Here is a 24,250-nt window from a genome sequence, read left to right as displayed (position 1 = left end):
AGAAGACGTTAAAACATGAAACCAGCACAAACACGCCAAAAGATTGATACGCCCACGTCTTGGGCTGAGTTACCTTGGGGAGAGTATTATCGTGCGGCGATTGAGCAGCAATTGCAGCCCTGGTGGCCGAAGTTCTTTGGTTTCCACTTATTGAAGATAGGCCATTTGAGCGCTGAAATCGCTAGCGATAAATGCGCAATCTCTCATCAGGTGAATGTGGGGGAGCAGGGCAAAAATATGCAGGTGCTTGCCAGCCCATATCAGTTACCTTTTGCTGAGAAATCTGTGGATGCTTGCTTACTGTCCCATACTTTAGCCTATGCCACTGATCCGCACCGCATTTTACGTGAGGTGGATCGGGTACTGATTGATGACGGCTGGCTGGTTATCAGCAACTTTAATCCCATGAGTCTATTGGGCGCAGGGAAGCTGGTGCCGTTATTACGCCAGCGGCAACCCCATGTTAGCCGCATGTTTACTCAGATGCGCTTGTTAGACTGGTTGAGTTTATTGAATTATGAAGTTTTGTATTTATCGCGCTTTCACGTGTTGCCGTGGCATAAAGAAGGTGGGCGCTTTATCAGCACCCATCTGCCCGCTTTGGGTTGTGTCAGCTTGATTGTTGCCCGCAAACGCACTATTCCATTGACGTTTAATCCGATGAAGTTCGGCGCACGTAAACCTTGGTTTAGCCGGGCAGTGGGTGCGACCAAAAGCTATCGTGACCAACCCTGAGTTGGCAGTCACGCATTAATTAGGGATATACCCGGTATCTTCCATCGTCGGTGAGTTTGCGCCTTCGCGGGCCAATTCATCGCAGCGTTCGTTTTCTGGATGACCGGCATGGCCTTTGACCCATTCCCATTGAATTACATGAGTTTGGATAGCTAAATCAAGACGTTGCCATAAATCGACATTACGCACCGGTTTGCGGTCAGTGGTTTTCCAACCGCGTTTTTTCCAGTTATGAATCCACTGAGTAATCCCCTGGCGTACATATTGGCTGTCGGTGCTGAGTGTGACTTCACAAGGTGAGGTCAACGCCTCCAGCGCGACGATAGCGGCCATTAGCTCCATGCGGTTGTTTGTTGTCAGGAAATAGCCAGCGCTAAAAGTTTTTTCATGTTGCTTGTAACGCAAAATTGCGCCGTAACCACCGGGGCCAGGATTGCCAAGGCAAGATCCATCGGTGAAAATTTCTACCTGTTTAGTCATCTCTGGTAGACTCTTCCTATCTGTTTAAACGTTAAGTCTGACATAAACGAGCGCTATGAGCACTGGCAATATGCAAGTTACACCGACCCGACAGATTGTTCTGGATACTGAAACCACCGGTATGAATAAGCTTGGCGTTCATTATGAAGGCCATAAGATTATTGAGATCGGTGCCGTTGAAGTGATCAACCGCCGTCTGACCGGCAGAAATTTCCATGTTTATATCAAACCTGACCGGCTGGTAGACCCAGAAGCTTACGGTGTTCATGGTATCAGTGATGAGTTTTTGGCGGATAAACCTACTTTTGCTGATATAGCATCGGAGTTTCTTGAGTTTATCCGCGGCGCTGAATTAGTCATCCATAACGCGGCGTTTGATATCGGCTTTATGGACTATGAATTCCGCATGTTGCAGCAGGACATTCCGAAAACGGAAACCTTCTGTACCATCACTGACAGCTTGTTGCTGGCACGCCGCCTGTTCCCCGGCAAGCGAAATAACCTTGATGCTTTGTGTGATCGCTACCTGATAGATAATACCAAGCGGACATTGCACGGCGCATTACTCGATGCCGAAATTTTGGCGGAAGTTTATCTGGCGATGACTGGCGGCCAGACGTCACTTTCTTTTTCAATGGAAGGTGATCAGTCGCAGAATAATTCCTCAGAAGACATCCAGCGCATTACTCGCCCAGCATCTGGGTTGAAAATAATTTATGCCGCTGAAGAAGAAATAGCCGCCCATGAATCTCGTCTGGATTTGGTGATGAAAAAGGGCGGTAGCTGTTTATGGCGGATGCCTCTTGAAACAGAAGACAGTGCAAACGCAGAATAAAACGACATCCAGATGGAAAACTGTGCAAACGGCTTATTTTACTGGAAAAAGTGTTGACGAGATTGCATTGCATCCGTAATATTCGAGTCGTTCTTAACCGGAACAGCAGCGTGGTGCGGTAGTTCAGTCGGTTAGAATACCGGCCTGTCACGCCGGGGGTCGCGGGTTCGAGTCCCGTCCGCACCGCCAACATTCAGAAGCCCTGAGTTAGCAATAACTCAGGGCTTCGTTGTTTTGGGATTTCCTGAACTTAATCTTTACTCATCTCAGGGCGCATAAACAGGCCTGCATGGTTGGCTGCGAGTTCGTGGCGGGCCGCAAACCGGTAAAAACCCCCGCCCAGTAACACGCCGATAAACCAACTAAAGTTAGCCACCTGATGCAGGCTGGGAATAAAGCTGATCACCAGACCAATAGCGACGGCAGGCAACAGCGCCATGATGGCTTTCGGATTAAAACCACCCCGATACCAATAACGCCCTGATGGTGTGGCATTAAACAGGTCATCCACATGTAATTGGCTGCGTTTTATCAGATAGAAATCAGCTATTAAAATACCAAACAGCGGCCCGATAAAGGCACCCAGTACATCAAGCGTATAGTGGATTATTTCGGGTGATTGGAACAGGTTCCACGGGGTCAGTAAGACAGAGCCCACGGCGGCTATCATCCCACCGGTACGGAAACTGATTTTCTGCGGTGAACAGTTTGAAAAGTCAAATGCAGGAGAGACAAAGTTAGCCACAATGTTAATCCCGATAGTGGCAATTATCATGGTCAGCAAGCCCAAAGCAACGGCAACACTGTTACCGACGCGAGTGACTGTTTCTATTGGATCGGTGATCATTTGACCAAATAAAGATTGTGTCCCGGAGACAATCACGACAGTGACGATGGAGAACAGCAGAAAATTGAAGGGCAGGCCCCAGCGGTTACCGCGGCGGATTTCCTGCATACTTTTACCATAACGGGAGAAATCGCCAAAGTTCAGTAATGGCCCGGAGAAGTAAGATACTACCAGCGCGGTAGCGGTCAGCATTTGCCAGCCTTGCTCGGACGTAGTTAAGGTTTTACTGGCTAATGTGAATGAAATATTGCTCAAACCGGTCTGATAAATAATCCATCCGGCCAATGAAAGCATCACGACGTATACCGCTGGCCCCGCAACATCAATAAAGCGCTTAATTGCGTTCATCCCGTGCCAAAACACCATCGCCTGCAATACCCACATAATAGAGAAGCAGATCCAGCCCAGAGCCGATAACCCCAGCCAATGACTTTGCGTCAGTGGTATCAGTGATGGAAAGAATTTTAACATCACCAACATTAATGCATTGGCGGCCAGATAGGTTTGGATACCGTACCAGGCGAAGGCAATTAACCCACGGATGACCGCCGGGATATTGGCTCCAAACACACCAAATGCTTGCCGACAAATAACAGCATAAGGCACGCCGGCCATTTGGCTGGGCTTAGCCACCAAATTGGCACAAATTTGCACAATACAGATACCGGCTAGTAAGCATAACAACACTTGCCAACTGGATAATCCGAGTGCGAAGAAGCTGGCGGCAACCACATAACCTCCCATGCTGTGCACATCTGACATCCAGAAAGAAAAAATATTGTACCAACTCCAATTCTGGTCACGTGTCGGAGCCAGATCCTCATTACAGAGTTTCGGGCTGTAATGGGGATTAAAACTACCGTTTCCCGAGACTCTTTCATTATTTGGCATAGAACGTGCTCCTATCAAAGATAACACTCAGATGATGTGATGAACCTCACGAGAGAAGTATTTGCAGGAATCAGGCCAAAATAAATTTTTGTATACAAAGAATCTATTTTTATGTGTACGATTTGATGACTAAAAAGTATACGGAGAGATAAGAATGATTACATGGGATGGTCGGAAAATCGCCTATTTTACTGATGTTCAAGACGATCATATCTATAACGCGTTGGTCACGGCCATTGTTGAGCACCAATTATTGCCGGGCAGTAAATTACCAGAAGTGGCGTTGGCAGAAGTGTTTGGCATTAGCCGGACGGGGATCCGCAGTGTATTGCAACGCCTTGCGGCGGAGCAATTGGTGACATTAATGCCCAAACGTGGTGCACAAGTGACTACGCCGGGTATTGCAGAAGCGCGGGATGTGTTTAATACCCGCCGTATTTTGGAGTGCGCCAATTTACCTGCCGTGGTGTCTCAGTGCCAGCCGCTGCATATTGCCGCATTGGAGCAGATCCTCCGTGATGAACAGCAGGCGCATCAGGATTATCAGGGCGCGGCCGCTATACGTCTATCCGCGCTTTTTCACCTTCAACTGCAAGCTATTGCGGGCAATGGCGTGCTGACCGAAATGGTTTCGCAACTGACATTGCGTTCCTCGCTGGTGATTGCGGCTTATGGTGCGCCGTGGCAGCAAGGGTGCCGCTGCCATGACCATCACGCGCTGGTGGAGTTGCTCAAGCAAGGTGATGCGGCCAGTTTATCGAGCCGAATGGCACAGCATTTTGATGAGATTGTCGCCAGTTTGCATTTTACTGAGAAAGACAGTCACGCCCCTGATTTCAATCGTATTTTTTCCAATGTTAGTGCTGGGAAACCCGCTCAGGAGTTGTTATGACTTTGCCATTGTCACGGTCTCTAGTTATTCAGGTGATCAATCCCAACACCAGTGAAGCCATGACTCAAACTATCGGTCAGGCCGCGGCACAGGTTGCAGCTCCGGGCACGAAAATTGTTGCGGTCTGCCCCTCACAAGGTGTGCCGTCTATCGAAGGGCATTTTGATGAGGCCATTGCGGCGATCGGCGTTTTGGAGCAAGTGAAGCAAGGGCGAGCGGCGGGGGTTGATGGTCATATTATTGCCTGTTTTGGTGACCCTGGATTACTGGCTGCCCGTGAGTTAGCCCGTGCGCCGGTGATAGGTATCGCGGAGGCCGCCATGCATATGGCCACACTGGTGGCGACTCGTTTTTCTATTGTCACCACCTTACCGAGAACATTGATTATCGCCCGTCATTTATTGCAGCAATATGGTTTTGAGCATCAGTGTGCTGCATTGCACGCGATTAATCTGCCGGTGTTGGCGCTGGAAGATGGCAGCGGGTTAGCACAACAGAAAGTGCGGGAAATGTGTATACAAGCGAAGCAACAAGATGGTAGCGGCGCAATCGTGTTGGGGTGTGGAGGGATGGCGGATTTAGCCCGAGAACTGACGCAAGAGTTGGGCATTCCGGTGATTGATGGTGTCAGTGCGGCAGTCAAAATGGTGGAATCGCTGGTGGTGCTAGGGCTTTCCACCAGTAAACACGGCGATTTGGATTTCCCGGTCACTAAGCCGTTATCAGGGATGTTCAGCATTTTTAATGAATAGCTTCTATGAATAAACCGCTTCAATCAATAAGCAGACAATAATGGGATGTACCAATGCGCGAGACTGATTTCAGCCAAGAATATCCAAGAGATTTAGCCGGTTATGGTGGGCAGCCTCCTGTGGTTCACTGGCCGGGGCAAGCAAGAATTGCCGTGCAGTTTGTACTCAATATTGAGGAAGGGGCAGAAAACAATGTCCTGCACGGTGATGTGGGCTCGGAGCAGTTTCTCTCGGATATTATCGGCGCGGAGAGTTTTGCCGCTCGGCATATGTCGATGGAATCACTTTACGAATATGGCACGCGAGCCGGTTTCTGGCGAATTCATCAAGAGTTTGCCCGCCGCGGCTTGCCCCTGACCGTGTTCGGCGTGGTAATGGCATTGGCGCGTAATCCATTGATTGTTGAGGCAATTAAGGCGGCGGATTATGATGTGGTTTGCCACGGCTGGCGCTGGCTGCACTATCAACATATTGATGAACACACAGAATTGATGCACATGCAGCAGGCGATTGCGGTGATGCGCGACCTGTTTGGTCAGTCACCGTCGGGTTGGTATACCGGCCGTGATAGCCCGAATACCCGGCGGCTGGTGGTGGATAATGGCAATTTTCTGTATGACAGTGATTATTATGGCGATGATTTGCCCTTCTGGATGCAAGTTCAGAGTGCTAGTGGGGCGGTGATTCCACATTTAATTGTGCCTTATTCCTTGGATACCAATGACATGCGGTTCGCTTCCGCGCAGGGGTTTAATTCCAGTGAGCAGTTTTACACTTATTTAAAAGACAGTTTTGATGTGCTGTACGCGGAGGGGGAAACTGCGCCAAAAATGATGTCGGTGGGGATGCATTGCCGTTTGTTAGGGCGGCCAGGGCGCTTTCGTGCATTACAGCGCTTTTTGGATTATATCGCGCAACACGAGCGGGTGTGGGTGTGTCGGCGGCAGGATATTGCTGAACATTGGGTGAGAAATCATCCGTTTACGGGAATTCCCGCCAGATAAGAAAAAACAGATACCCGAAAGTATCTGTTTAACATGACTTACTGTGCTGCTTGAGCATTACCGGCTTCAGCCGCAGTTTTCACCCAGCCATCAAAGGTCGTCTGATGAGCTTGGATCCAACCATTCACATGGCGTTCAATATCGGCATCTGAAGATTCACCGGCATGCATCCGCATGTTCTGAGCATTCACATCATTGATTGATAATTTCATGATGGAGAACAGTTTGGCGGCAGCAGGGTTAGCTTCGGCCCATTTTTTGTTGGCGACGATATGCATCACACTCGGCGGGAAGCCGTAGTTCGCACCGTTAGAAAGCTGAGTGTCGATCGTTTTGTCCGGCAGAGAAGAGAACGGCACCTGTAGCCAGATAACATCACGGCCGGGAACCAGCACGTCACTGACCCAATACGGCGTCCAGGTGTAATACAGGATTGGCTTACCTTCTTTGTAGCGCGTGATGGTATCGGCAATCATCGCGGCATAGTTACCCTGATTATGAGTGACGGTGTCGCTCAGACCATAAGCTTGAATCTGATGGTTAATCGGGGCTTCACAACCCCAGCCCGGATTACAGCCGGTGAGATCGGCCTTGCCATCATTATTCGCATCAAACAATTTGGCGATTTTCGGATCTTTTAGCTGCTCAATATTGGTGATGTGGTATTTATCGGCGGTTTTTTTGTCAATCAAATACCCTTGTGCCAGCCCTTCAATAAAGTTGCCCTGACGGTAGAATTTCGCATCGCCACCGGCGGCTGCGTATTGGTCATTATGCAGCGGCTCCCAGTTGACGGCCAAATAAGTGGCATCACCTGCGGCGATAGAAGAATAAGCGACATTGTAGTCAACTTCTTTGGTCGGCTGGACGTCGTAACCCAGTTTTTCCAGCGCTTTATTGACTAATGAGGTCTGGAAAGTTTCTTCTGAAATAGTGCTTTGCAGAGGTTGGACAGTGACGCCTTTGCCCGGCAACTCAGCGGCGGATAACTGAGTGCTGATTAGTGTGGTGAGGGCTAACACCCAAACTCCTGTCTTACGCATAATTTTCCCCTTTTAAGCTATTTTACTTGCCAGTTTGAACCAGGGCAGTGCTCATCATCCTCACGTACTGCGTGTACGCTGCGGTGATTGCGCGCTGTCCGTGTCCAAACTGTCTGCGACAATTACGCTTAAATTCAGCGCAATAAGTTGAAATTACTTGGTTTTTAAAAATGGTTTGGTCAGCAGCCCGATAGGGCCGGTAGCATACCAGCGGCCAATGCCTTTGCTGCGACGGTCACGACCTAATGATTGAGTCAGACGGTCAAGAATAATTGCCAAAATCACGATACCGACACCCCCGACAGCGGCTAGCCCCATATCAAGGCGACCAATACCGCGCAGCACCATCTGGCCCAATCCACCAACGGCAATCATTGAAGCAATAACCACCATCGACAATGCGAGCATTAAGGTCTGATTGACACCCGCCATGATGGTCGGCATCGCCAGTGGTAACTGTACTTTGAACAATAATTGGCGTGGATTGGCCCCGAAGGATTCAGCCGCCTCAATGAGGTCTTCCGGCACCTGCTTGATACCCAAAATAGTCAGGCGGACGATGGGCGGCAGGGCAAAGATAATGGTCACTACCACACCGGGCACATTACCTATACCAAACAGCATGACAATCGGCACCAGATAGACGAAGGCCGGTGTAGTCTGCATCGCATCCAGTAATGGCCGAATAATTCGTGCGGCATTATTACTGCGTGCCAGCCATATCCCGAGCGGTAGCCCGATAAGGATACAGAAGAACAGCGAGGTCAGAACCAACGCCAATGTCACCATGGCTTGCGACCATGCGCCGATAGCGCCGATAGCAATCAGGGAGACCAATGTCGCCACGCCCATCCCTAAGGTAGAAAACTGCCACGCGATCAGAGCGAAAACCAGAATCGCCACCGGTGCTGGCATGCCCAGCAACAGGTGTTGGAAGCCGCTGAGAATAAAGTCAACCGGCACACGAATGCCCTGGAACAGCGGGCGGAAATGCAGCACTACCCAATCAATGCCGTGGGTGACCCACGAATCCAGTGGCACCCAAGTGTTATGGAACGGGTCCATCAGGCTGAAATGTTCAGGAACGGCCGCGGGAGCGCTGTTCAGCCAATCGGTACTTTGTGCGGCTTGGCTCTGTACGGCCTGAGAAGCAACCTCATGGCTGGCACTGCTGGCGGCATGGCTACCCTCGGCCATGCTGGCTCCCCACGGGTCAGCAGCCGCTGACAAGGTCTGAGAGGTAGAGTCGGCCGCTACCGGTGCTGCTGATGTTGCCGCTTCCGTTGCCCAAGGGTTGCTGTCTACGGGGGTGCCGCTTTGGATTTGATTACTCATTTGGCGTCTCCTTATCTAAAGCATGCAGCAGCATGGCTTTGGAAATAATACCGATATAACTGCTGTCTTCACCGACCACAGGAACCGCGCACGGGGCCTGTGCAACCAGTGAAATCAGCTCACTGAGGGGCATGTCGGCGGGAACCGGTGCCGGATCTGCCAATAAGGCGCTATCCAGCGATTGGTTCTCTGCCAATGCCTTTTTCAGTGAATCTATCGATACCACGCCGATAAACTTCTGCCCGCGTTCCAGCACATAGCCGTAATCGCGGTCTTCATCCTGAAGCAGTTTTAATGCCGAACGCGGGCCGAAACCCGGCGTTTTGCGGATCAAGGATACCGGGCGGCGGCGCGCGATATCTTTGGCACTGAAGACATGACTGATGTCGACGCCACGGAAGAAGGTGCGTACATAGTCATTGGCCGGATTATTCAAGATTTCATCCGGTGTCCCGACTTGTACCACTTCGCCGCCTTGCATAATGGCGATGCGATCGCCAATGCGCATGGCTTCGTCCAGATCATGAGAGATAAAGACGATAGTGCGTTGATGTTTGGCCTGTAGCTTGACCAGCTCATCTTGCATCTCGGTACGGATTAAGGGGTCGAGCGCCGAGAAAGCTTCATCCATTAACAGAATATCGGGGTTATTGGCCATGGCGCGGGCTAAACCCACACGCTGACGCATCCCGCCGGATAACTCATCGGGATAAGAATGCGCGTAGCTTTCCAGACTCACCTGACGTAATGCTTCTAAAGCTTTTTCGTGACGTTCCTGTTGCGGGACGCCCGCTAATTCCATACCGAATGCGGTGTTATCAAGCACATTCAAATGGGGCATTAATGCAAAGGATTGGAAGACCATGCTTATCTTATTACGGCGTACGGTGCGCAGGGCACTATCAGATATTTTGGCAATATCTTCGCCGTCGATCAGCACTTCACCACGGGTGGGTTCTATCAGACGATTGAGAAGGCGTACCAGGGTGGATTTACCGGAACCGGATAACCCCATGATGACGAATATCTCGCCTTCTTCAATGGCCAGATTGGCATCTTTAACGCCAACGGACAAACCAGTTTTGGCAAATATCTGCTCTTTATTCTTACCTGATTCAAGTAGTTTAAAAGCTCGATCTGGATGCTCACCAAATATTTTATATAAGTTCTTTACTTCGAGTTTAATTGCCATGCAGCTGGTGTATTCCTCTGTCAATTTTGAATTATTTTTATTCGATCAATATTATCCTGATGAAAAAATAGAGCGCCATATACCCTAACACAATGAGAATCTGAGACAACCCTCAATATCCTTATAATCAATTGTGCGGCCGCCCTCAGCTCAATATATATCTTTTCAACTGGTTAATTTACTTGCGTTAATATTGTGGTTTTTGATTTTTGATGAGTTGGCTAATATTGCTTGTGAGTACAATGGCTAATTTGTCAGTTAATAGTGCGAATATTACCCATATATCGGCAATATATTTCCTATGTTATTAAGGGGGGTATTCCCTTAAAGGATAGCGCTGAATCCCCCTGATACTCTGGCCTGTAGCCCAATGGGGGATTCAATGAGAATTTAGATTTTACTGGTTGAAACTGGCCTGTTCACCACGGCGGAAAATGGGGTTAACTCCCCTTTGTTATGCGAGTGAACAAGGGGGAGAATATGCAAGTTAAGAAAGCTTAGAAATCCCAGTCTTCGTCCTCAGTATTGACCGCTTTACCGATAACATACGATGATCCTGAGCCGGAGAAAAAATCGTGATTTTCATCAGCATTTGGCGATAGTGCCGCTAAAATAGCTGGATTGACATTAGCCTGGTCGGCGGGAAATAAGGCTTCATAACCTAAATTCATTAATGCTTTATTTGCATTGTAATGGAGGAATTTTTTGACATCTTCTGTCCAGCCGACACCATCATAAAGATCGGCGGTATAGCGCACTTCATTGTCATATAAATCTTGCAGCAAATTGTAGGCAAAATTCTTTATCTCCTGACGGCGGCTAATATCAACTTTCTCTAATCCTTTCTGGAATTTATAGCCGATATAATAGCCGTGAACGGCTTCATCACGAATAATTAACCGAATCAGGTCGGCAGTATTGGTTAATCGGGCGCGGCTTGACCAATACATAGGTAAATAGAAGCCGGAATAGAATAGAAATGATTCCAGAAATACACTGGCAATCTTCTTCTTCAGCGGATCGTCATTATTATAATGCTCAAGGATAATATTGGCTTTCTTTTGCAGCGCGATATTTTCTTCACTCCAGCGGTAGGCCTCGTCTACATCAGGTGTTGAACAAAGGGTAGAAAATATAGAGCTATAAGAGCGGGCATGCACCGCCTCCATAAAGCTGATATTGGAAAATACCGCTTCTTCATGGGGAGTGATTGCGTCTTTGATCAGCGCTGGTGCGCCCAAGGTATTTTGAATCGTATCAAGCAGCGTCAGGCCGGTAAAAACGCGGATAGTCAGCTGTTGCTCCTCGGCTGTGAGTTTGGCCCAAGAGGGAATATCATTGGATAGCGGGACTTTTTCCGGCAACCAAAAATTAGCCGTCAGGCGGTTCCAGACTTCCAAGTCTTTATCGTCTTCAATTTTATTCCAATTGATGGCGCTGACGTGTTTTGTCGTTTTTATTGCATTCATAGACAATTCCTTATTAACCCGATTCTGTTTATTCAGTGATGCGTATTACAGTGAGCAGGAAACACACCCTTCAACTTCCGTGCCCTCGAGCGCCATCTGACGCAGTCGGATGTAATAAATAGTTTTAATGCCTTTCTTCCAGGCGTATATCTGCGCTTTATTGATATCGCGGGTCGTGGCGGTATCACGGAAGAACAGGGTCAGTGACAGCCCTTGATCAACATGCTGAGTGGCTTCGGCATAGGTATCGATGATTTTCTCCGGCCCGATCTGATAAGCATCCTGATAATATTCAAGATTATCGTTGGTCATATAAGGCGCAGGGTAATACACGCGGCCAATTTTGCCCTCTTTGCGGATCTCAATCGGGGAGACAATCGGGTGGATACTGGATGTCGAGTGATTGATATACGAAATAGATCCCGTCGGGGGCACCGCCTGCAAGTTCTGATTATAAATCCCGTGTGCCATGACTGACTGACGTAGTGCAACCCAATCTTGTTGATTCGGAACGGAAATTCCGGCCTCTGCAAACAGCGAACGTACTTTGGCTGTTTTAGGCTGCCAGCTCTGTTCTGTATACTTGTTGAAATAGTGGCCCGAAGCATAAGTTGATTGGTCGAAGCCTTTAAAGTGGCTGCCGCGCTCAATAGCCAACTGATTGGAGGCACGAATGGCATGATAGGCCACGGTGTAGAAGTAGATATTAGTGAAATCCAATGCTTCTTCTGAGCCGTAAAAAATACGTTCGCGCGCTAAATAGCCGTGCAAATTCATTTGCCCAAGGCCAATGGCATGGGATTCCTGATTACCTTTTTCAATCGATGGCACTGAGCGGATATTGCTCATATCAGAGACCGCTGTTAGCCCACGAATGGCGGTTTCAATCGATTTACCAAAGTCTGGTGAATCCATGGTTTGGGCGATATTCAGCGAACCAAGGTTACAGGAGATATCCTTACCAATATGGCGATAGCTAAGGTCGTCGTTGTATTCAGTTGGTGAATTCACCTGCAAAATCTCTGAACACAAGTTACTCATATTGATCCGGCCTTTGATCGGGTTGGCGCGGTTCACGGTATCCTCAAACATCATATAGGGATAGCCGGATTCAAACTGGATCTCTGCCAGAATTTGGAAAAACTCACGCGCTTTGATTTTGCTTTTGCGGATGCGCTTGTCATCAACCATTTCGCGGTATTTTTCGCTGACACTGATTTCAGACATAGGGACACCGTAAACCCGCTCGACGTCATAAGGCGAAAACAGGTACATTTCTTCATTATTCTTCGCCAGCTCAAAGGTGATATCCGGAATCACCACCCCCAGAGACAGGGTTTTTATCCGTATTTTTTCATCGGCATTTTCGCGTTTGGTGTCGAGAAAACGTAAAATATCGGGGTGATGAGCATGGAGATAGACCGCCCCAGCACCTTGGCGAGCACCCAGTTGATTGGCATAAGAAAAAGCATCTTCCAGCATTTTCATGATGGGAATCACGCCAGATGACTGATTTTCAATGCGTTTAATCGGCGCACCGACTTCGCGAATATTGGTCAGCAGGAAAGCGACACCGCCGCCGCGTTTAGATAATTGCAGCGCTGAGTTAATGGAACGGCCAATGGATTCCATATTGTCTTCAATGCGCAACAAGAAGCAGGAAACCAGCTCACCGCGCTGTTTCTTACCGCAATTGAGGAAGGTGGGAGTGGCCGGTTGGAAGCGGCCAGAGATTATCTCTTCAACTAAATCCCGTGCAACTTGCTGATTACCGGCAGCTAATGTCAGGGCAACCAGACAAACTCGGTCTTCATAACGCTCCAGATAGCGTTTGCCATCAAAAGTTTTCAGGGTATAGCTGGTGTAGTATTTGAACGCGCCAAGGAAGGTCGGGAAGCGAAACTTTTTACTGTAGGCTTGTTGGAATAAGCTCTTGATAAAGCTGAAATCATACCTCTCCAGTACCTCTTTTTCGTAATATCCTTCTTCAACCAGATAATCGAGTTTCTCCTGTAAATTATGGAAGAACACCGTATTTTGATTAACGTGTTGCAAGAAATATTGTCGTGCAGCCAGGCGGTCTTTATCAAACTGGATCCGTCCGTCAGCATCATAGAGGTTCAACATCGCATTCAGTGAGTGGTAATCAAGCTCACTGTTGGATGGATCGGTGATTTTCAATTTTGTCGTTGCCAAAATTCAGTTACTCCCTTGCGCACGTTGACCACATCTTCTGCTGTACCCAGTAGCTCAAAGCGATACAGATAAGGAACCTGACATTTTTGGGAGATAATTTTCCCTGCCAGGCAATAGGCGTCGCCAAAATTAGTGTTACCCGCAGCAATGACACCGCGAATCAATGAACGGTTATGGGGATCATTCAGAAATCTAATGACCTGAATAGGCACAGCTCCGACTGGGCTGCCACCGCCATAACTGGGTACCAACAAGATATAGGGCTGCTCCAGCCGTAATTTTTCCCGCGCCCCTGCAATGGGAATGCGTATTGCCGGGAGTGCCAACTTTCCGACAAAACGGTGGGTATTTTCCGACGAGCTGGAGAAATACACCAACGGATTCATTGTGTTGCCCTCATCAGGCACCGATCGCCTGAACCAATGCATTTATTTTGTCAGGGCGGAAACCAGACCAATGCTCATCACCCGCGATAATTACCGGAACCTGCTGATAACCCAAAGATTTTACATGGTTTAAAGCTTGTGAATCTTCAGTTAAATCAATGACCTGATAAGTGATTCCTTGTTTGTCCAATGCACGATAGGTGGCATTACACTGGACACAATCGGGTTTACTGTAAATAATAATACTCATGATTCGCATTTACCTTTTGTGTTGAGGAAAGGTGGAATTAGCCAGGTTGTTCGTGTGCAGTGACGACCTGTCCTTGATTATCAACCCCGATTTCATTCTCGCAGGTGATAAATCAAATACTATATCTAGTGTTTGCTTAATTCAACCACACTATATGTAGTTATTTTCGGTGGAGAGAGGAAATTTAGAGACAAGACTGCCAGCACGGGGCTGGCGGCAGAGTTTGATAATAGTCAACAGGATAAAAATATTTATATCGCCGGGTTTGGGGGGGATGGGTGTTCACTGGCGCAGGCTAACGGCTAATCGATTAAAAGCATTCATTATGCTGATAGCGAAAGTTAAGTCAGAAATTTGGGCATCAGAAAAATGCGCTTTCAAAGCATTAAATGTGCTGTCAGGTGTGCCGCTGGTGGTGATGTGAGTCACCGCTTCCGCCCAATCTAATGCGGCGCGCTCAGTTTCACTAAACAGATTGCTGAGTCTCCAACCCGCGATGACATCCATTTTGGCGTTGTCGAAACCATGATCGCGCAAGAACTTGCCATGCATATCCAGGCAAAATGCACAGCCATTAATTTGTGATACTCGCATAAAAATCAATTCAATCAGCGTTTTTGGCAACGAACTTTTATCAAGTGACAGAGAGGCGCTGACTAATGCTTTGTAGGTGGCCGGTGAGAGTTCGGAAAAATAAAGACGTTGTTCAACCATGATATGTACCTGTGATGTTAGCTATTCAATGGATGCTACTCTAACAACACTATGGCCTATACTATAGGGCCATAAATGACTTATTTTGTTGGGCCATGATGAAAGAATTTTCACATTTATTTAAACTGGATCGCCAACACAATGAACCGATATATCGGCAGATTTATCAACGGATTAAAGATGCAATAGTTCAGGGCACATTGTTGCCGGATACGCGCTTGCCGTCAGTGAGAGTGCTGGCCAGTGAGGTGGGGGTCGCACGGGGAACAGTGGAAAATGCCTATGCACAATTAATTGCCGAAGGCTTTTTACAAAGCCGTGGGCAGGGGGGGACTTATATTTCCGCTCAATTACTCGATGCTCCTCTATCACCCCTAAATATTGTAGAACCGTGCGACCCCCCCATAGTGATTAACCATTCTTTATCAGCCGACCGCATGATGGCGCGGCCCTTCCAACTGGGGCTACCGGCGCTGGATGCTTTCCCGCGAGCGCAATGGGGGCGGCTTATGAGCAAACAATTACATAATCTGACCACCCTCTCTCTCGGACACCCTCCCGCAGCTGGATTACCGGCTTTACGTGAGGCCATCGCCCATTATTTGCAGTTATCTCGGGGGATTAGCTGCCAACCGGAACAGGTATTTATTTGCTCGGGTTATCAGTCTGTACTGGATTTGGTGGTCAATACGGTATTGAATCCGGGCGATTGCGGTTGGCTGGAGAACCCGGGATATCCCGCGACTCAGCAATTGATCCGTGAAACTGGGCTGCTGCCGCACCCAGTCAATGTCGACAGTGATGGTATGGATGTGATGGCCGCAATCAATGATTGCCCAAATGCACGTTTCGCTATCATCACTCCGGCGCATCAAAGCCCACTGGGTGTGGCGCTCAGTTTGGCGCGGCGCATTGCTCTCTTGGAGTGGGCCGAGCAACAACAAGCTTGGATCATTGAGGATGATTATGACAGTGAGTTTCGCTATCAGGGGCGGCCACTTCCCCCATTGAAAAGCCTGGATAGACATGGGCGAGTACTTTATGCCGGTACATTCAGTAAAGTGATGTTTCCTGCGCTAAGACTGGCCTATCTGGTGGTGCCGCCTGAACAGGTGGCTGTTTTTAATCACCGTTGCCAACTGCGTAGCTGTGCCAGCCCACCACTGATACAGGCCAGTGTGGCGGAGTTTATTCATCAGGGACATTTTTACCGCCATCTTAAACGCATGCGCCATTTGTATGCTGAGCGCCGTGAAATGCTGGCAGCCAGCCTAATGCGCCAACTGGCGGGGGTGGTCGAGGTTGAGCAGCAGGCGGGCGGAATTCAATTGTTGGCTCGGCTGGAACGGCGTTTTTCCGACAGCATGGTGGCCGCAAATGCACAACGCCAAGGGTTGGCGATTGAAGCAGTATCAGATTGGGCATTACAAAGAAATAGCCGGGTGGATAATGCACTGCTGATGGGGTTTACCAATTTTATTTCTGAAGCAGAAGTTGACAAACAGGTAGCCAACTTGGCGAAAGTGATTTTAGCGGGAGCATAAGATACCGGCGTTATAAAAAACTAGCCCGCCGTGAATATCACTCGGGCCACCGATAAACAAACAGCAAAACCACAGTAGACACAGCAATGAGGGGAGTGGGCTGTTGGTTTATCGGCCAGCAAAGAGATATCAGCGGCGAGTCAGTAGCACACCCAGTACCAAGCCTATCGCAGCACCAATACCGACACCTCGCCAAGGTTTATCATGGACATAATTATCGGCATTACCGGCAACATCACGGGCATGTTGTTTCAAGCTGGTCGAGCCGCTGAAACGTGCTCGGGCATCGCGTAAAACCCCTTCAGCATTGTGGCGCACCTTGGTGAGTTCCTCTTTTGTTTTGTCACCTGATGAGCGCAAAACTTCGTCGAGAGTATCCGCCAGAAGGGTCACATCCTGATCGAGATCTCTTTCCACTTTTTCTGATTTCTTGAACATTTGATTCTCCGTTCTGTTTGATGAACATTAAGCGTAGACCATCACAGCACCGGTAAATCAGCTTCAGGAGTAATCCGAATAGGTAATATACTCATCATTCTTCAAGCTGCATGCGTGTTGGCTGCTCTCTCGCAACCGAATCATTGACTGGCGTCAACTCATCGGGATTAATGGGCCTCATTCTTGAGGCTCACCCTACGGGCTAGCATGAATGCTGTTCAAATCGGTTCCCGACCGATTTGTTACTCGCTTGCCGCCTTCCTGCAACTCGAATTATGTAAAGTATAAATAGCCAGAACATGCTTTGTACATTTGGTTACTCAGCGAAACCAATGACTCACGGAAAGAAAAAATCCATTCCTCTATGATTCTTCCAACGGCCCCACCGGGGGCTTAGCGAAACAAACTCTGAGGATTTTAAAATGAAAAAAGTATTAGCGCTGATCGTTGCTGCAACCATGGGTCTGTCTTCTGTTGCTTTCGCTGCCGAAACAACTGCGGCCGCTACAGCAGCACCAGCTGCAACCAGCACTACTGCTGCTCCAGCTGCAGAAAAAGCGGCACCAGCTAAAGCAACTCATCATAAAAAACACAAAGCAACTAAACAAACTACCGAGCAAAAAGCACAAGCCGCTAAGAAACACGAGAAAAAAGCACCTGTTCAGAAAGCACAGGCCGCTAAAAAACATGTGAAAAAAGCACCTGCTCAGAAAGCACAGGCCGCTAAAAAACATGTGAAAAAAGCACCTGCTCAAAAAGCACAAGCTGCTAAAAAACATCATAAAGCCGCTAAAAAATCAGTAACTGCTCCAGCTGCATAATAACGCCGGAATGCGGGCGACACTGCCCCGCACAGTCGAGCCAATTCCAGACACCCGGTTAATACCGGGTGTCTTTTTTTATAGGCTAACCATCATGATCAATCGCTATTTGTTTGAACTGATTTTCAGTGTGATGACTCTGTGTGGTGTATTACTCGCCTGTGTGCTGTTTCTCACTGATTCTGTCATTTAGTCTCAAGGCAAAATATGCGGCTGGAGGGAGATTATTATTAGCTGAACGGTTCGTTGATGTCATTTCTCTCTTTCAACTGCTGGTATCGCACCGTTCACCTTTATAGTGATTGATGGCTCTGTTGCTCATAGGTTTTTTGGGGGGACATTTCTGATTCAGCCCGCAAGCTTATCAGCGTATGGTGAGAGCACTTTCTTATTTGTTTGAGCCCTGTCTATGTCTGCTGATTCAGCCCCCGTGGTGGCGAATAGTGCGCCATTGAGCACTCGCCAAATCAATAAACGTATTCTCTCGATTGTTATTTTTACTTTCGTCTGTTATCTCACCATTGGCTTACCACTGGCGGTATTACCTGGATTTGTCCATAACCATTTAGGCTACGGATCATTGCTGGCCGGTTTGGTGATTAGCGCACAATATTTTGCCACTCTGGTCAGTCGCCCACATGCCGGGCGATATGCTGATTTATTAGGGCCGAAGAAAGTGGTGTTATTCGGTTTGAGTTGCTGCGGGGTGAGCGGGATATTCTGTGGACTGGCTTTCTGGTTGGATAATTTGCCATTAATCAGTGTGTTGATGCTGGTGATTGGCCGCTTTTTTCTGGGCGTGGGGGAAAGCTTTGCCAGCACAGGATCAACCTTATGGGGCATGGGCGTTGTGGGGTCAATACATACGGCACGGGTTATTTCCTGGAATGGTGTGGCGACTTATGGCGCGATGGCCATAGGTGCTCCGCTCGGCGTGTATCTTAATCTGCATTGGGGATTAGCGGGTATCGCCTGGCTTATCTGCCTGGCAGTGGCCTTGGCGTTGGTGCTCGCCCGCCGTAAAGCAGCAGTTTCGGTGGCAACGGGTAAGCGCATTGCTTTTCGCGCCGTGCTGGGGAAAATCTGGCTTTACGGTCTGGGGCTGGGCTTCGGTACTGTGGGCTTCGGGGTGATTGCGACCTTTATTACCCTATTCTATGCCGACAAAGGGTGGGGCGGTGCCGCATTCTCTCTGACTTTGTTCAGTGTCGCATTTGTCGGAATCCGGTTGTTATTCAGCAATTGTATTGATCGCCATGGGGGCTTGAAAGTCACTTTGGTTTCTTTCCTGATAGAAATCGTCGGTTTGTTGCTGATTGGGGGGGCGGACGCATCTTGGATGGTTCAGCTCGGCGCGTTTTTAGCCGGCGCGGGTTTCTCGTTGGTCTTTCCTGCCTTGGGGGTTGAAGCGGTTAAACAAGTGGAACCGCAGAATCAAGGAACTGCGCTCGGCACTTATTCGGCATTTCTTGATTTGGGGCTGGGGATTACTGGCCCATTGGCGGGGTTGGCCATCGGCCAATTCGGTATATCAGCGATTTATCTGGGGGCAGCATTGATGGTGGCTTTCGGCGTGTTGCTTATATTGCGGTTATTACAGCAACAACAGCGGCGAGATAACGCTATCCGGTTTGATGGGGGGTAGACTATTCTGAAATAGTCGGTTTGAGCCAATAAAGACGTGGTTTCCCTTATTTATTACGGTAAGGTCGCTCAATAGTAGTTAAAAAGAGGGGAAATAAATGTATTTACGGCCAGATGAAGTGGCTAGAGTCTTGGAAAATGCAGGCTTTGAGCGGGATTATACGGTTGATCAAGCTTACGGCTATCGGAAAGCGGAGCATTACGTTTATGTCAACCGGGAAGCCCGCATGGGCAGAACAGCATTGATTATCCACCCGGCGCAAAAAGAGAAAAGTTTGTTGTTTGCCACGCCCACGGCAACACTTCGTATCAGTGATAAGTATCTCGAGTTTCCGCTTTATCTTGCTGGAGAAACGGAAGATCGCTACGGTATTGCCCACGGTTTTAGCTCTAGAGAAATGTTATTGCGCTACCTGAACAGCATGTTCCCGTAAATTTTCCCTATCTTTGCCGCACGCTATTTCAGTGCGCCGTAATGCCATCATCAATGCAGCACGGCGTCTGCTTCTTGGTTAAATTGCAGATTATAATTGCGGCGAAATTGCGCTAATTCAAAGGCATCTAAATCCAGCTCAGCAAAATAGAACAAAGCCGCTTCAGTATGTTCGGCAGTTAGCATGGGGGATATATGCGAGCGAACCAGCGTATTTCGCCACTGCATCACATTTTCGTCGGAAGGGTCTTTGATAAAGGTTTGGTAGATAAAGACCAAATAAGCCGCTTTTCTGACATCTTCGGCATAACCATTGCTGGTGGAGCGAATGAACATTTGTGTTTGGCGCTGCCCCATCTCTTGTAGCATTGATTCAATATAAATCGGTTTTATCTTCAGTAAATTAGCCAGTGTATCCACGGCTTTGCGGGTATCGGAGGTCATTACACGATAACCCACAATAAAAACCACGATTAAAACAGCAATAATTATCCACGTCATGTAGTGTTTCTTTGCGCCCTAAAAGGTGAAGTTGACAACGTAAAATTATCTGGCTGTTAAATCGCCGTCCTCGATAAATCAACGAAGTGATTATTGATTATTACCACTGAAATTATCACTATTTTTCTGCTGATTATTCAGATGGTGGTTAAACGCGGCGGCATCTTTCGCCAGGGCATCCAAGTGAGCACCCAGCATTTTGATCTGCCTCACCAGCGAATGTTGCTCGGGCAAGGTATTCGCGGTGTTAAGCTTTCTCATTAGCATGTCATTCTTAGCCTGCAATGCTGTTTCCCGTGCTTTTGACTGCTCCAGCTCATGTTGCAGCGCGTTGTAACTGGCTTGCCATGTCTGATGTTGCTTCTCAAAAGTTGACTGCAACTCACTCATTGCATTAAGAAACTTGACTTCAATCTCACGCATTGTCATTGCTTTTCCTTTATGACGGCTTCCGATTTTCAGTGGCAGTATAGCGAAATCTGAGCATAACCTCACCCGCTAGAATGTGTCTTGCATTGCAGGTATCAGCAACATAACTGTGATGTTTTATCACAATTTTTTTCAATCTTTCATTAATCCCTGAAATAAATAAGCCTTGCTATTAATATCTTAGCGTGCGTTAATAGCATTATCGGTTTGTAGCACAGACCTATTTATGTAAGCCATTTAAGTAAAGCAGTTCCTAGTTAAAGCGATATTTTTAGACATCACTTCTCCGACGAATTTCCTTCTTTAGTGCCCCCATAAGTAACTCTTGATAAACAGACCTCAATTGCCACGTATTGGCACAAAATAATGAAGGAAATATCTCTATGTCTACTAAAATGACTGGTTTAGTAAAATGGTTTGATGCAGGTAAAGGTTTTGGTTTCATTTCTCCGGCAGACGGCAGCAAAGATGTATTCGTACATTTCTCTGCAATCCAGGGTACTGATTACAAAACTCTTGATGAAGGCCAGAACGTAGAGTTCAGCATCGAGCAAGGCCAGAAAGGCCCTTCAGCTGTAAACGTAGTCGCACTGTAATTTACACTGCTGTAATACACGTTTCGCTGTAATAGAAAGCCATGTTCTTAATTGAATGTGGCTTTTTTATTATTCCGAATATTTAAACTGCCGCCGATAAACTGCGGGTGTGATGCCCACTATTTGGCGAAATGCATTTCTAAAACCTTCAATAGTCTGAAATCCACAATGTTCGGCTATGTCAGCAATATTGATTTGATCCCTTTCCAATAATTCCTTCGCTCTATGCATTCTTTCGTGTTGTAACCAAATTTTAGGGGTTTGACCGGTTGCGACATAAAAACGCCGCAAAAAGGTTCTTTCACTGAGCGCCAACTGTGCTGCCATCTGATTAATTGACCAATTTTTATCCAGTTTTTCGCGTACTTGTTCCATCAACTTTGCTATATCGCGGTGGGTTTCTTTGACGGCCGGCGTGGGTATAAATTGCTGTTGCCCACCGCGGCGTTGTGGGGCCATCACTAACCGCCGTGCCACCTGATTGGCGATTTGGGTGCCAAAATCACGGGTGATCAGATGTAAGCAGGCGTCGATACCGGCGCTGCTACCTGCCGAGGTAATAATTTGCCCTTCATCGACATACAGTACATTTGCATCGACATGAATATCGGGATAATGCTGGGCCAGATACTCGCTATAGCGCCAATGGGTCGTAGCGCTTTTACCTCGCAATAACCCCGCCGCTGCCAGTACAAAGACACCGGAACAGATAGAAATAATACGTGTGCCGCGTGCGAACGCTTGCTGTAATGCATCAATCAGCGCTGGTGATGGGAGAGCATCGGGGCTGCGCCAGCCGGGAATGACAATGGTTTTAGCCTGTTCCAACAACGCTATTCCTGCATCAACTTGAATGTGTAAGCAGCCATTGGCCGTGGAAATATATTTATCAACACCAACGACTTGATGTTGATACCAAGGGAAGTCAAATTCAGGGCGAGCCAGACCGAATATTTCCTGCGCAATACCAAACTCAAACAAGCACAGGCCGTCATAAGCCAAGGTGGCCACCAGACCGGGGGCTTGCTTCACTCGATGGGAAGGGCCATGGGCAGCTAAATGATTCATTTGGCGGATCTCAATGGTTTATTGTCATTTCTGCCACTGTAATTGGCTTACGTCATTTCATAAAGTGATGTTTCAGAATATTTAATGGAGACATCATATGAGCAGTTTAGTGAGCCAGACTTCCCCCGCCTCTCCTGAACGGGCATTGCAGCACTTTTCTCAGCGTTTGGTATTTGAAACTGATTGTTCGGATGTTTACGCCAGCCAGCAACAGGGGACAGTGGACTTTGTTTTGGTCGATGTGCGCAATGAGGCCGCATTTGCGTTGGCACATGTGCCAGACGCCATCAATATTCCCCACCGATTAATGGATGCGGCTTTGCTTTCTCATTACCCAGTGGAAACATTATTTGTCATTTATTGCGCCGGGCCACATTGCAACGGGGTTCACCGTGCGGCAGTCAAGCTTAGCCAATGTGGTTATAGGGTTAAAGAGATGATAGGCGGGGTGACGGGGTGGCGTGATGAGGGGCTGTCTTTGAATGGTTTGGCTGATACAACCGGCGATACGATTAGCTGTGGTTGCCATATCTGAATTTGCCTTTCTTTCCTGTGTATCATTGCTATTACCGCTATTATGCTTGGCACTCATTATGGGGTAGCTGGTAGAGTAGTAGCGGTTTAGTCCATTGCAGGGATTCTGTATGCGTTCTGTTTATCTGTGGGTGGTTGTGGTTGCTATTAGCATCACTGCGCTGGTATCACAATTCAGCTTCTTTTTCATTGAACCTCAGGTGGGTATTAGCGAGGGGAAAGTGTTGGTGCTCAAACGCACCCCAAAAATGAATTTTATTGATAGTCCTCGGGGTTACTGCCAACGCGAATATCCAACTGAAGACTCCAGACGCTGCGAGTCCAGGGGGTTGGCTCCGCTATTGGAAAGTACTCATGCTATTTATGAGCTGCCATTTAGTGATTATTTTTACGAAATGACGTATCAAACTTCACAGTAAGTTTTTCTATCTCTGACCCTGAACCCCATATATTCGCGCTATATTAAGATGCTTAATATGAGCCACTATTAAATAGTTTCATAATGTTAATATTTATTATCAACAGATTAATCCAAGCGAATTACGCGGAGGGAATTGCACACAAATGCCCTCCTTAACTTGGGAGTTTACCCGTCTTCCCAATATTCATACAATCAGAGCCCGCCTTTTGTATTCAGCCGATCGTTTTAATTTCCTGTGAGCAATTACATGGTTGTTTTTTGTTCAATCAAGCGCCGCAAATAAAAGATAATTGCTTTTAGATTAGGCACTAAAGACATCCCTATGCCCAGGAATGTCTACTTAATCACTCTCTTCTCACTCCGGTTATGATAAGTTTCAATTAACGGATAATCGTGTATGACCGGGGGGGGGTTATTATTTTTTGCTCTTGCTGATCATTTTGAATAAATGAGGGTTCCCAAAGGGATTGAAATGTTATTCATCACTGTGATTAAATGCGTTTAATTAGTAAGCAACCTAACTAATAGGTTGAGTCTCTTGGTTGGGAGTGACTAATAGGCAAATATTATTGTTAATCCACAGAGGAAAGATTATTCCTACCCTTTTGATCTCTCTATTTTTTTGTGACTTTTATAGATGTAGATCAATTTTATTTATAATACATTTTATTTCTGTCTTTGTTTTTTTTGATTTTCCTCATCTAAATCTGACATTTGTCACATAAATGCTTTAATACACTAATAAATTAGGTGAAAATCAGTCGTTAATGCTAATTAATGTGTTCGTTACCCATATTAAT

General features: G+C 47.5%; 26 protein-coding genes and 1 tRNA gene. 13 read left to right on the top strand and 14 right to left on the bottom strand.

The window, feature by feature from the left end; genetic code table 11:
* Positions 1–15 precede the first annotated feature (15 nt).
* Entirely contained in the window at positions 16–735 is a 720-nt protein-coding gene (locus DX162_RS01440; protein WP_004390358.1) for a class I SAM-dependent methyltransferase, read from the top strand.
* Between the two features lie 15 nt (positions 736–750).
* Here DX162_RS01440 and rnhA read toward each other — a convergent pair whose 3' ends face one another.
* The gene (rnhA, locus tag DX162_RS01435) at positions 751–1,215 is read right to left on the bottom strand and encodes a ribonuclease HI (RefSeq protein WP_004390359.1); all 465 of its coding nucleotides are present in this window, start codon (positions 1,213–1,215) and stop codon (positions 751–753) included.
* A 70-nt stretch (positions 1,216–1,285) separates the two neighbouring features.
* On the opposite strand from rnhA, the gene dnaQ reads away from it, so the two are divergent.
* Together dnaQ and DX162_RS01425 are read left to right on the top strand one after the other, a co-directional pair.
* Entirely contained in the window at positions 1,286–2,050 is a 765-nt protein-coding gene (gene dnaQ / locus DX162_RS01430) for a DNA polymerase III subunit epsilon (RefSeq protein ID WP_032819770.1), read from the top strand.
* Positions 2,051–2,162: 112 nt separating this feature from the next.
* Positions 2,163–2,239 (top strand) — tRNA-Asp (locus DX162_RS01425).
* 61 nt (positions 2,240–2,300) lie between these two features.
* Here DX162_RS01425 and DX162_RS01420 read toward each other — a convergent pair.
* Positions 2,301–3,788 carry an NCS1 family nucleobase:cation symporter-1 gene (locus DX162_RS01420; RefSeq protein ID WP_004390362.1) on the bottom strand — a complete coding sequence of 496 codons (1,488 nt, stop codon included), beginning with the start codon at positions 3,786–3,788 and terminating at the stop codon, positions 2,301–2,303.
* 154 nt (positions 3,789–3,942) lie between these two features.
* On the opposite strand from DX162_RS01420, the gene DX162_RS01415 reads away from it, so the two are divergent.
* The 3 genes from DX162_RS01415 to puuE are packed head-to-tail and all read left to right on the top strand — an operon-like array spanning position 3,943 to position 6,436.
* The gene (locus tag DX162_RS01415) at positions 3,943–4,680 is read left to right on the top strand and encodes a GntR family transcriptional regulator (RefSeq protein WP_004390363.1); all 738 of its coding nucleotides are present in this window, start codon (positions 3,943–3,945) and stop codon (positions 4,678–4,680) included.
* Positions 4,677–5,432 carry an allantoin racemase gene (gene hpxA / locus DX162_RS01410; RefSeq protein ID WP_115155829.1) on the top strand — a complete coding sequence of 252 codons (756 nt, stop codon included), beginning with the start codon at positions 4,677–4,679 and terminating at the stop codon, positions 5,430–5,432. Before DX162_RS01415 ends, hpxA begins: the two co-directional genes overlap by 4 nt.
* A gap of 53 nt (positions 5,433–5,485) precedes the next feature.
* Positions 5,486–6,436: an allantoinase PuuE gene (gene puuE, locus DX162_RS01405; RefSeq protein WP_004390365.1), complete on the top strand. Its 951-nt coding sequence runs from the start codon at positions 5,486–5,488 to the stop codon at positions 6,434–6,436.
* Positions 6,437–6,474: 38 nt separating this feature from the next.
* Here the strand turns inward: puuE and proX are convergent, their stop codons facing one another.
* From proX to DX162_RS01360, 8 genes are all read right to left on the bottom strand, one after another.
* On the bottom strand, positions 6,475–7,479 hold the full coding sequence (gene proX, locus DX162_RS01400; RefSeq protein WP_032819771.1) for a glycine betaine/L-proline ABC transporter substrate-binding protein ProX: 1,005 nt from the start codon (positions 7,477–7,479) through the stop codon (positions 6,475–6,477).
* 153 nt (positions 7,480–7,632) lie between these two features.
* Complete coding sequence (gene proW, locus DX162_RS01390; RefSeq protein WP_032819772.1) at positions 7,633–8,814, bottom strand: glycine betaine/L-proline ABC transporter permease ProW; 1,182 nt, start codon at positions 8,812–8,814, stop codon at positions 7,633–7,635.
* A complete protein-coding gene (gene proV, locus DX162_RS01385; RefSeq protein ID WP_004390368.1) occupies positions 8,807–10,006 on the bottom strand; it encodes a glycine betaine/L-proline ABC transporter ATP-binding protein ProV in 1,200 nt (399 codons plus the stop codon). The genes proW and proV overlap by 8 nt, the downstream gene beginning before the upstream one ends.
* Before the next feature lie 497 nt (positions 10,007–10,503).
* A complete protein-coding gene (nrdF, locus tag DX162_RS01380) occupies positions 10,504–11,475 on the bottom strand; it encodes a class 1b ribonucleoside-diphosphate reductase subunit beta (RefSeq protein ID WP_004390370.1) in 972 nt (323 codons plus the stop codon).
* 45 nt (positions 11,476–11,520) lie between these two features.
* Entirely contained in the window at positions 11,521–13,671 is a 2,151-nt protein-coding gene (gene nrdE / locus DX162_RS01375; RefSeq protein WP_032819773.1) for a class 1b ribonucleoside-diphosphate reductase subunit alpha, read from the bottom strand.
* On the bottom strand, positions 13,653–14,057 hold the full coding sequence (nrdI, locus tag DX162_RS01370; protein ID WP_004390372.1) for a class Ib ribonucleoside-diphosphate reductase assembly flavoprotein NrdI: 405 nt from the start codon (positions 14,055–14,057) through the stop codon (positions 13,653–13,655). The genes nrdE and nrdI overlap by 19 nt, the downstream gene beginning before the upstream one ends.
* Before the next feature lie 13 nt (positions 14,058–14,070).
* Positions 14,071–14,307, bottom strand: a complete 237-nt coding sequence (locus tag DX162_RS01365; RefSeq protein ID WP_004390373.1) for a redoxin NrdH — start codon at positions 14,305–14,307, stop codon at positions 14,071–14,073.
* Between the two features lie 282 nt (positions 14,308–14,589).
* Positions 14,590–15,021, bottom strand: coding sequence for a carboxymuconolactone decarboxylase family protein (locus tag DX162_RS01360; RefSeq protein ID WP_004390374.1), 432 nt, complete (start codon positions 15,019–15,021; stop codon positions 14,590–14,592).
* 95 nt (positions 15,022–15,116) lie between these two features.
* On the opposite strand from DX162_RS01360, the gene pdxR reads away from it, so the two are divergent.
* Positions 15,117–16,565: a MocR-like pyridoxine biosynthesis transcription factor PdxR gene (gene pdxR, locus DX162_RS01355; RefSeq protein ID WP_004390375.1), complete on the top strand. Its 1,449-nt coding sequence runs from the start codon at positions 15,117–15,119 to the stop codon at positions 16,563–16,565.
* A 129-nt stretch (positions 16,566–16,694) separates the two neighbouring features.
* On the opposite strand, the gene DX162_RS01350 is transcribed toward pdxR, so the two are convergent.
* Positions 16,695–17,003, bottom strand: a complete 309-nt coding sequence (locus DX162_RS01350) for an ElaB/YgaM/YqjD family protein (RefSeq protein ID WP_004390377.1) — start codon at positions 17,001–17,003, stop codon at positions 16,695–16,697.
* Positions 17,004–17,425: 422 nt separating this feature from the next.
* On the opposite strand from DX162_RS01350, the gene asr reads away from it, so the two are divergent.
* The 3 genes from asr (at position 17,426) to DX162_RS01335 (ending at position 19,902) form a co-directional block, all read left to right on the top strand.
* A complete protein-coding gene (gene asr, locus DX162_RS01345) occupies positions 17,426–17,824 on the top strand; it encodes an acid resistance repetitive basic protein Asr (protein WP_004390378.1) in 399 nt (132 codons plus the stop codon).
* Between the two features lie 409 nt (positions 17,825–18,233).
* Positions 18,234–19,469: an MFS transporter gene (locus tag DX162_RS01340; protein ID WP_004390380.1), complete on the top strand. Its 1,236-nt coding sequence runs from the start codon at positions 18,234–18,236 to the stop codon at positions 19,467–19,469.
* 97 nt (positions 19,470–19,566) lie between these two features.
* Complete coding sequence (locus DX162_RS01335; RefSeq protein ID WP_004390381.1) at positions 19,567–19,902, top strand: DUF2002 family protein; 336 nt, start codon at positions 19,567–19,569, stop codon at positions 19,900–19,902.
* A gap of 50 nt (positions 19,903–19,952) precedes the next feature.
* On the opposite strand, the gene DX162_RS01330 is transcribed toward DX162_RS01335, so the two are convergent.
* Together DX162_RS01330 and DX162_RS01325 are read right to left on the bottom strand one after the other, a co-directional pair.
* Positions 19,953–20,402 (bottom strand): DUF1198 domain-containing protein, encoded by a 450-nt coding sequence (locus tag DX162_RS01330; RefSeq protein ID WP_004390382.1) that lies wholly within the window; start codon positions 20,400–20,402, stop codon positions 19,953–19,955.
* A 90-nt stretch (positions 20,403–20,492) separates the two neighbouring features.
* Entirely contained in the window at positions 20,493–20,831 is a 339-nt protein-coding gene (locus DX162_RS01325; RefSeq protein WP_032819774.1) for an MbeD/MobD family mobilization/exclusion family protein, read from the bottom strand.
* A 383-nt stretch (positions 20,832–21,214) separates the two neighbouring features.
* On the opposite strand from DX162_RS01325, the gene cspE reads away from it, so the two are divergent.
* Complete coding sequence (cspE, locus tag DX162_RS01320; RefSeq protein ID WP_032816455.1) at positions 21,215–21,427, top strand: transcription antiterminator/RNA stability regulator CspE; 213 nt, start codon at positions 21,215–21,217, stop codon at positions 21,425–21,427.
* Between the two features lie 69 nt (positions 21,428–21,496).
* Here cspE and ftrA read toward each other — a convergent pair whose 3' ends face one another.
* The gene (ftrA, locus tag DX162_RS01315) at positions 21,497–22,495 is read right to left on the bottom strand and encodes a transcriptional regulator FtrA (RefSeq protein ID WP_004390385.1); all 999 of its coding nucleotides are present in this window, start codon (positions 22,493–22,495) and stop codon (positions 21,497–21,499) included.
* Between the two features lie 97 nt (positions 22,496–22,592).
* Between ftrA and DX162_RS01310 the strand changes: the two genes are divergently transcribed.
* Together DX162_RS01310 and DX162_RS01305 are read left to right on the top strand one after the other, a co-directional pair.
* Entirely contained in the window at positions 22,593–23,030 is a 438-nt protein-coding gene (locus DX162_RS01310; RefSeq protein ID WP_004390386.1) for a rhodanese-like domain-containing protein, read from the top strand.
* 109 nt (positions 23,031–23,139) lie between these two features.
* Positions 23,140–23,448 (top strand): hypothetical protein, encoded by a 309-nt coding sequence (locus DX162_RS01305; protein WP_004390387.1) that lies wholly within the window; start codon positions 23,140–23,142, stop codon positions 23,446–23,448.
* Positions 23,449–24,250 lie beyond the last annotated feature (802 nt).

This window comes from Yersinia kristensenii (assembly GCF_900460525.1).
Classification (GTDB): Bacteria; Pseudomonadota; Gammaproteobacteria; order Enterobacterales; family Enterobacteriaceae; genus Yersinia; species Yersinia kristensenii.
The sequence above is the reverse complement of the archived record's forward strand: the minus strand, read 5'-3'. Positions and strand labels throughout refer to the sequence as shown.

Excerpts from the sequence above, each read along its gene's own strand:
- cspE (WP_032816455.1), top strand. The coding sequence starts at position 21,215 with ATGTCTACTAAAATGACTGGTTTAGTAAAATGGTTTGATGCAGGTAAA.
- DX162_RS01420 (WP_004390362.1), bottom strand. The coding sequence starts at position 3,788 with ATGCCAAATAATGAAAGAGTCTCGGGAAACGGTAGTTTTAATCCCCAT.
- DX162_RS01340 (WP_004390380.1), top strand. The coding sequence starts at position 18,234 with ATGTCTGCTGATTCAGCCCCCGTGGTGGCGAATAGTGCGCCATTGAGC.
- pdxR (WP_004390375.1), top strand. The coding sequence starts at position 15,117 with ATGATGAAAGAATTTTCACATTTATTTAAACTGGATCGCCAACACAAT.
- DX162_RS01330 (WP_004390382.1), bottom strand. The coding sequence starts at position 20,402 with ATGACGTGGATAATTATTGCTGTTTTAATCGTGGTTTTTATTGTGGGT.
- DX162_RS01365 (WP_004390373.1), bottom strand. The coding sequence starts at position 14,307 with ATGAGTATTATTATTTACAGTAAACCCGATTGTGTCCAGTGTAATGCC.
- hpxA (WP_115155829.1), top strand. The coding sequence starts at position 4,677 with ATGACTTTGCCATTGTCACGGTCTCTAGTTATTCAGGTGATCAATCCC.
- DX162_RS01305 (WP_004390387.1), top strand. The coding sequence starts at position 23,140 with ATGCGTTCTGTTTATCTGTGGGTGGTTGTGGTTGCTATTAGCATCACT.
- rnhA (WP_004390359.1), bottom strand. The coding sequence starts at position 1,215 with ATGACTAAACAGGTAGAAATTTTCACCGATGGATCTTGCCTTGGCAAT.
- DX162_RS01325 (WP_032819774.1), bottom strand. The coding sequence starts at position 20,831 with ATGACAATGCGTGAGATTGAAGTCAAGTTTCTTAATGCAATGAGTGAG.
- nrdF (WP_004390370.1), bottom strand. The coding sequence starts at position 11,475 with ATGAATGCAATAAAAACGACAAAACACGTCAGCGCCATCAATTGGAAT.
- proW (WP_032819772.1), bottom strand. The coding sequence starts at position 8,814 with ATGAGTAATCAAATCCAAAGCGGCACCCCCGTAGACAGCAACCCTTGG.
- DX162_RS01310 (WP_004390386.1), top strand. The coding sequence starts at position 22,593 with ATGAGCAGTTTAGTGAGCCAGACTTCCCCCGCCTCTCCTGAACGGGCA.
- puuE (WP_004390365.1), top strand. The coding sequence starts at position 5,486 with ATGCGCGAGACTGATTTCAGCCAAGAATATCCAAGAGATTTAGCCGGT.
- DX162_RS01415 (WP_004390363.1), top strand. The coding sequence starts at position 3,943 with ATGATTACATGGGATGGTCGGAAAATCGCCTATTTTACTGATGTTCAA.
- dnaQ (WP_032819770.1), top strand. The coding sequence starts at position 1,286 with ATGCAAGTTACACCGACCCGACAGATTGTTCTGGATACTGAAACCACC.
- proX (WP_032819771.1), bottom strand. The coding sequence starts at position 7,479 with ATGCGTAAGACAGGAGTTTGGGTGTTAGCCCTCACCACACTAATCAGC.
- asr (WP_004390378.1), top strand. The coding sequence starts at position 17,426 with ATGAAAAAAGTATTAGCGCTGATCGTTGCTGCAACCATGGGTCTGTCT.
- DX162_RS01360 (WP_004390374.1), bottom strand. The coding sequence starts at position 15,021 with ATGGTTGAACAACGTCTTTATTTTTCCGAACTCTCACCGGCCACCTAC.
- DX162_RS01335 (WP_004390381.1), top strand. The coding sequence starts at position 19,567 with ATGTATTTACGGCCAGATGAAGTGGCTAGAGTCTTGGAAAATGCAGGC.
- DX162_RS01350 (WP_004390377.1), bottom strand. The coding sequence starts at position 17,003 with ATGTTCAAGAAATCAGAAAAAGTGGAAAGAGATCTCGATCAGGATGTG.
- nrdI (WP_004390372.1), bottom strand. The coding sequence starts at position 14,057 with ATGAATCCGTTGGTGTATTTCTCCAGCTCGTCGGAAAATACCCACCGT.
- ftrA (WP_004390385.1), bottom strand. The coding sequence starts at position 22,495 with ATGAATCATTTAGCTGCCCATGGCCCTTCCCATCGAGTGAAGCAAGCC.
- proV (WP_004390368.1), bottom strand. The coding sequence starts at position 10,006 with ATGGCAATTAAACTCGAAGTAAAGAACTTATATAAAATATTTGGTGAG.
- DX162_RS01440 (WP_004390358.1), top strand. The coding sequence starts at position 16 with ATGAAACCAGCACAAACACGCCAAAAGATTGATACGCCCACGTCTTGG.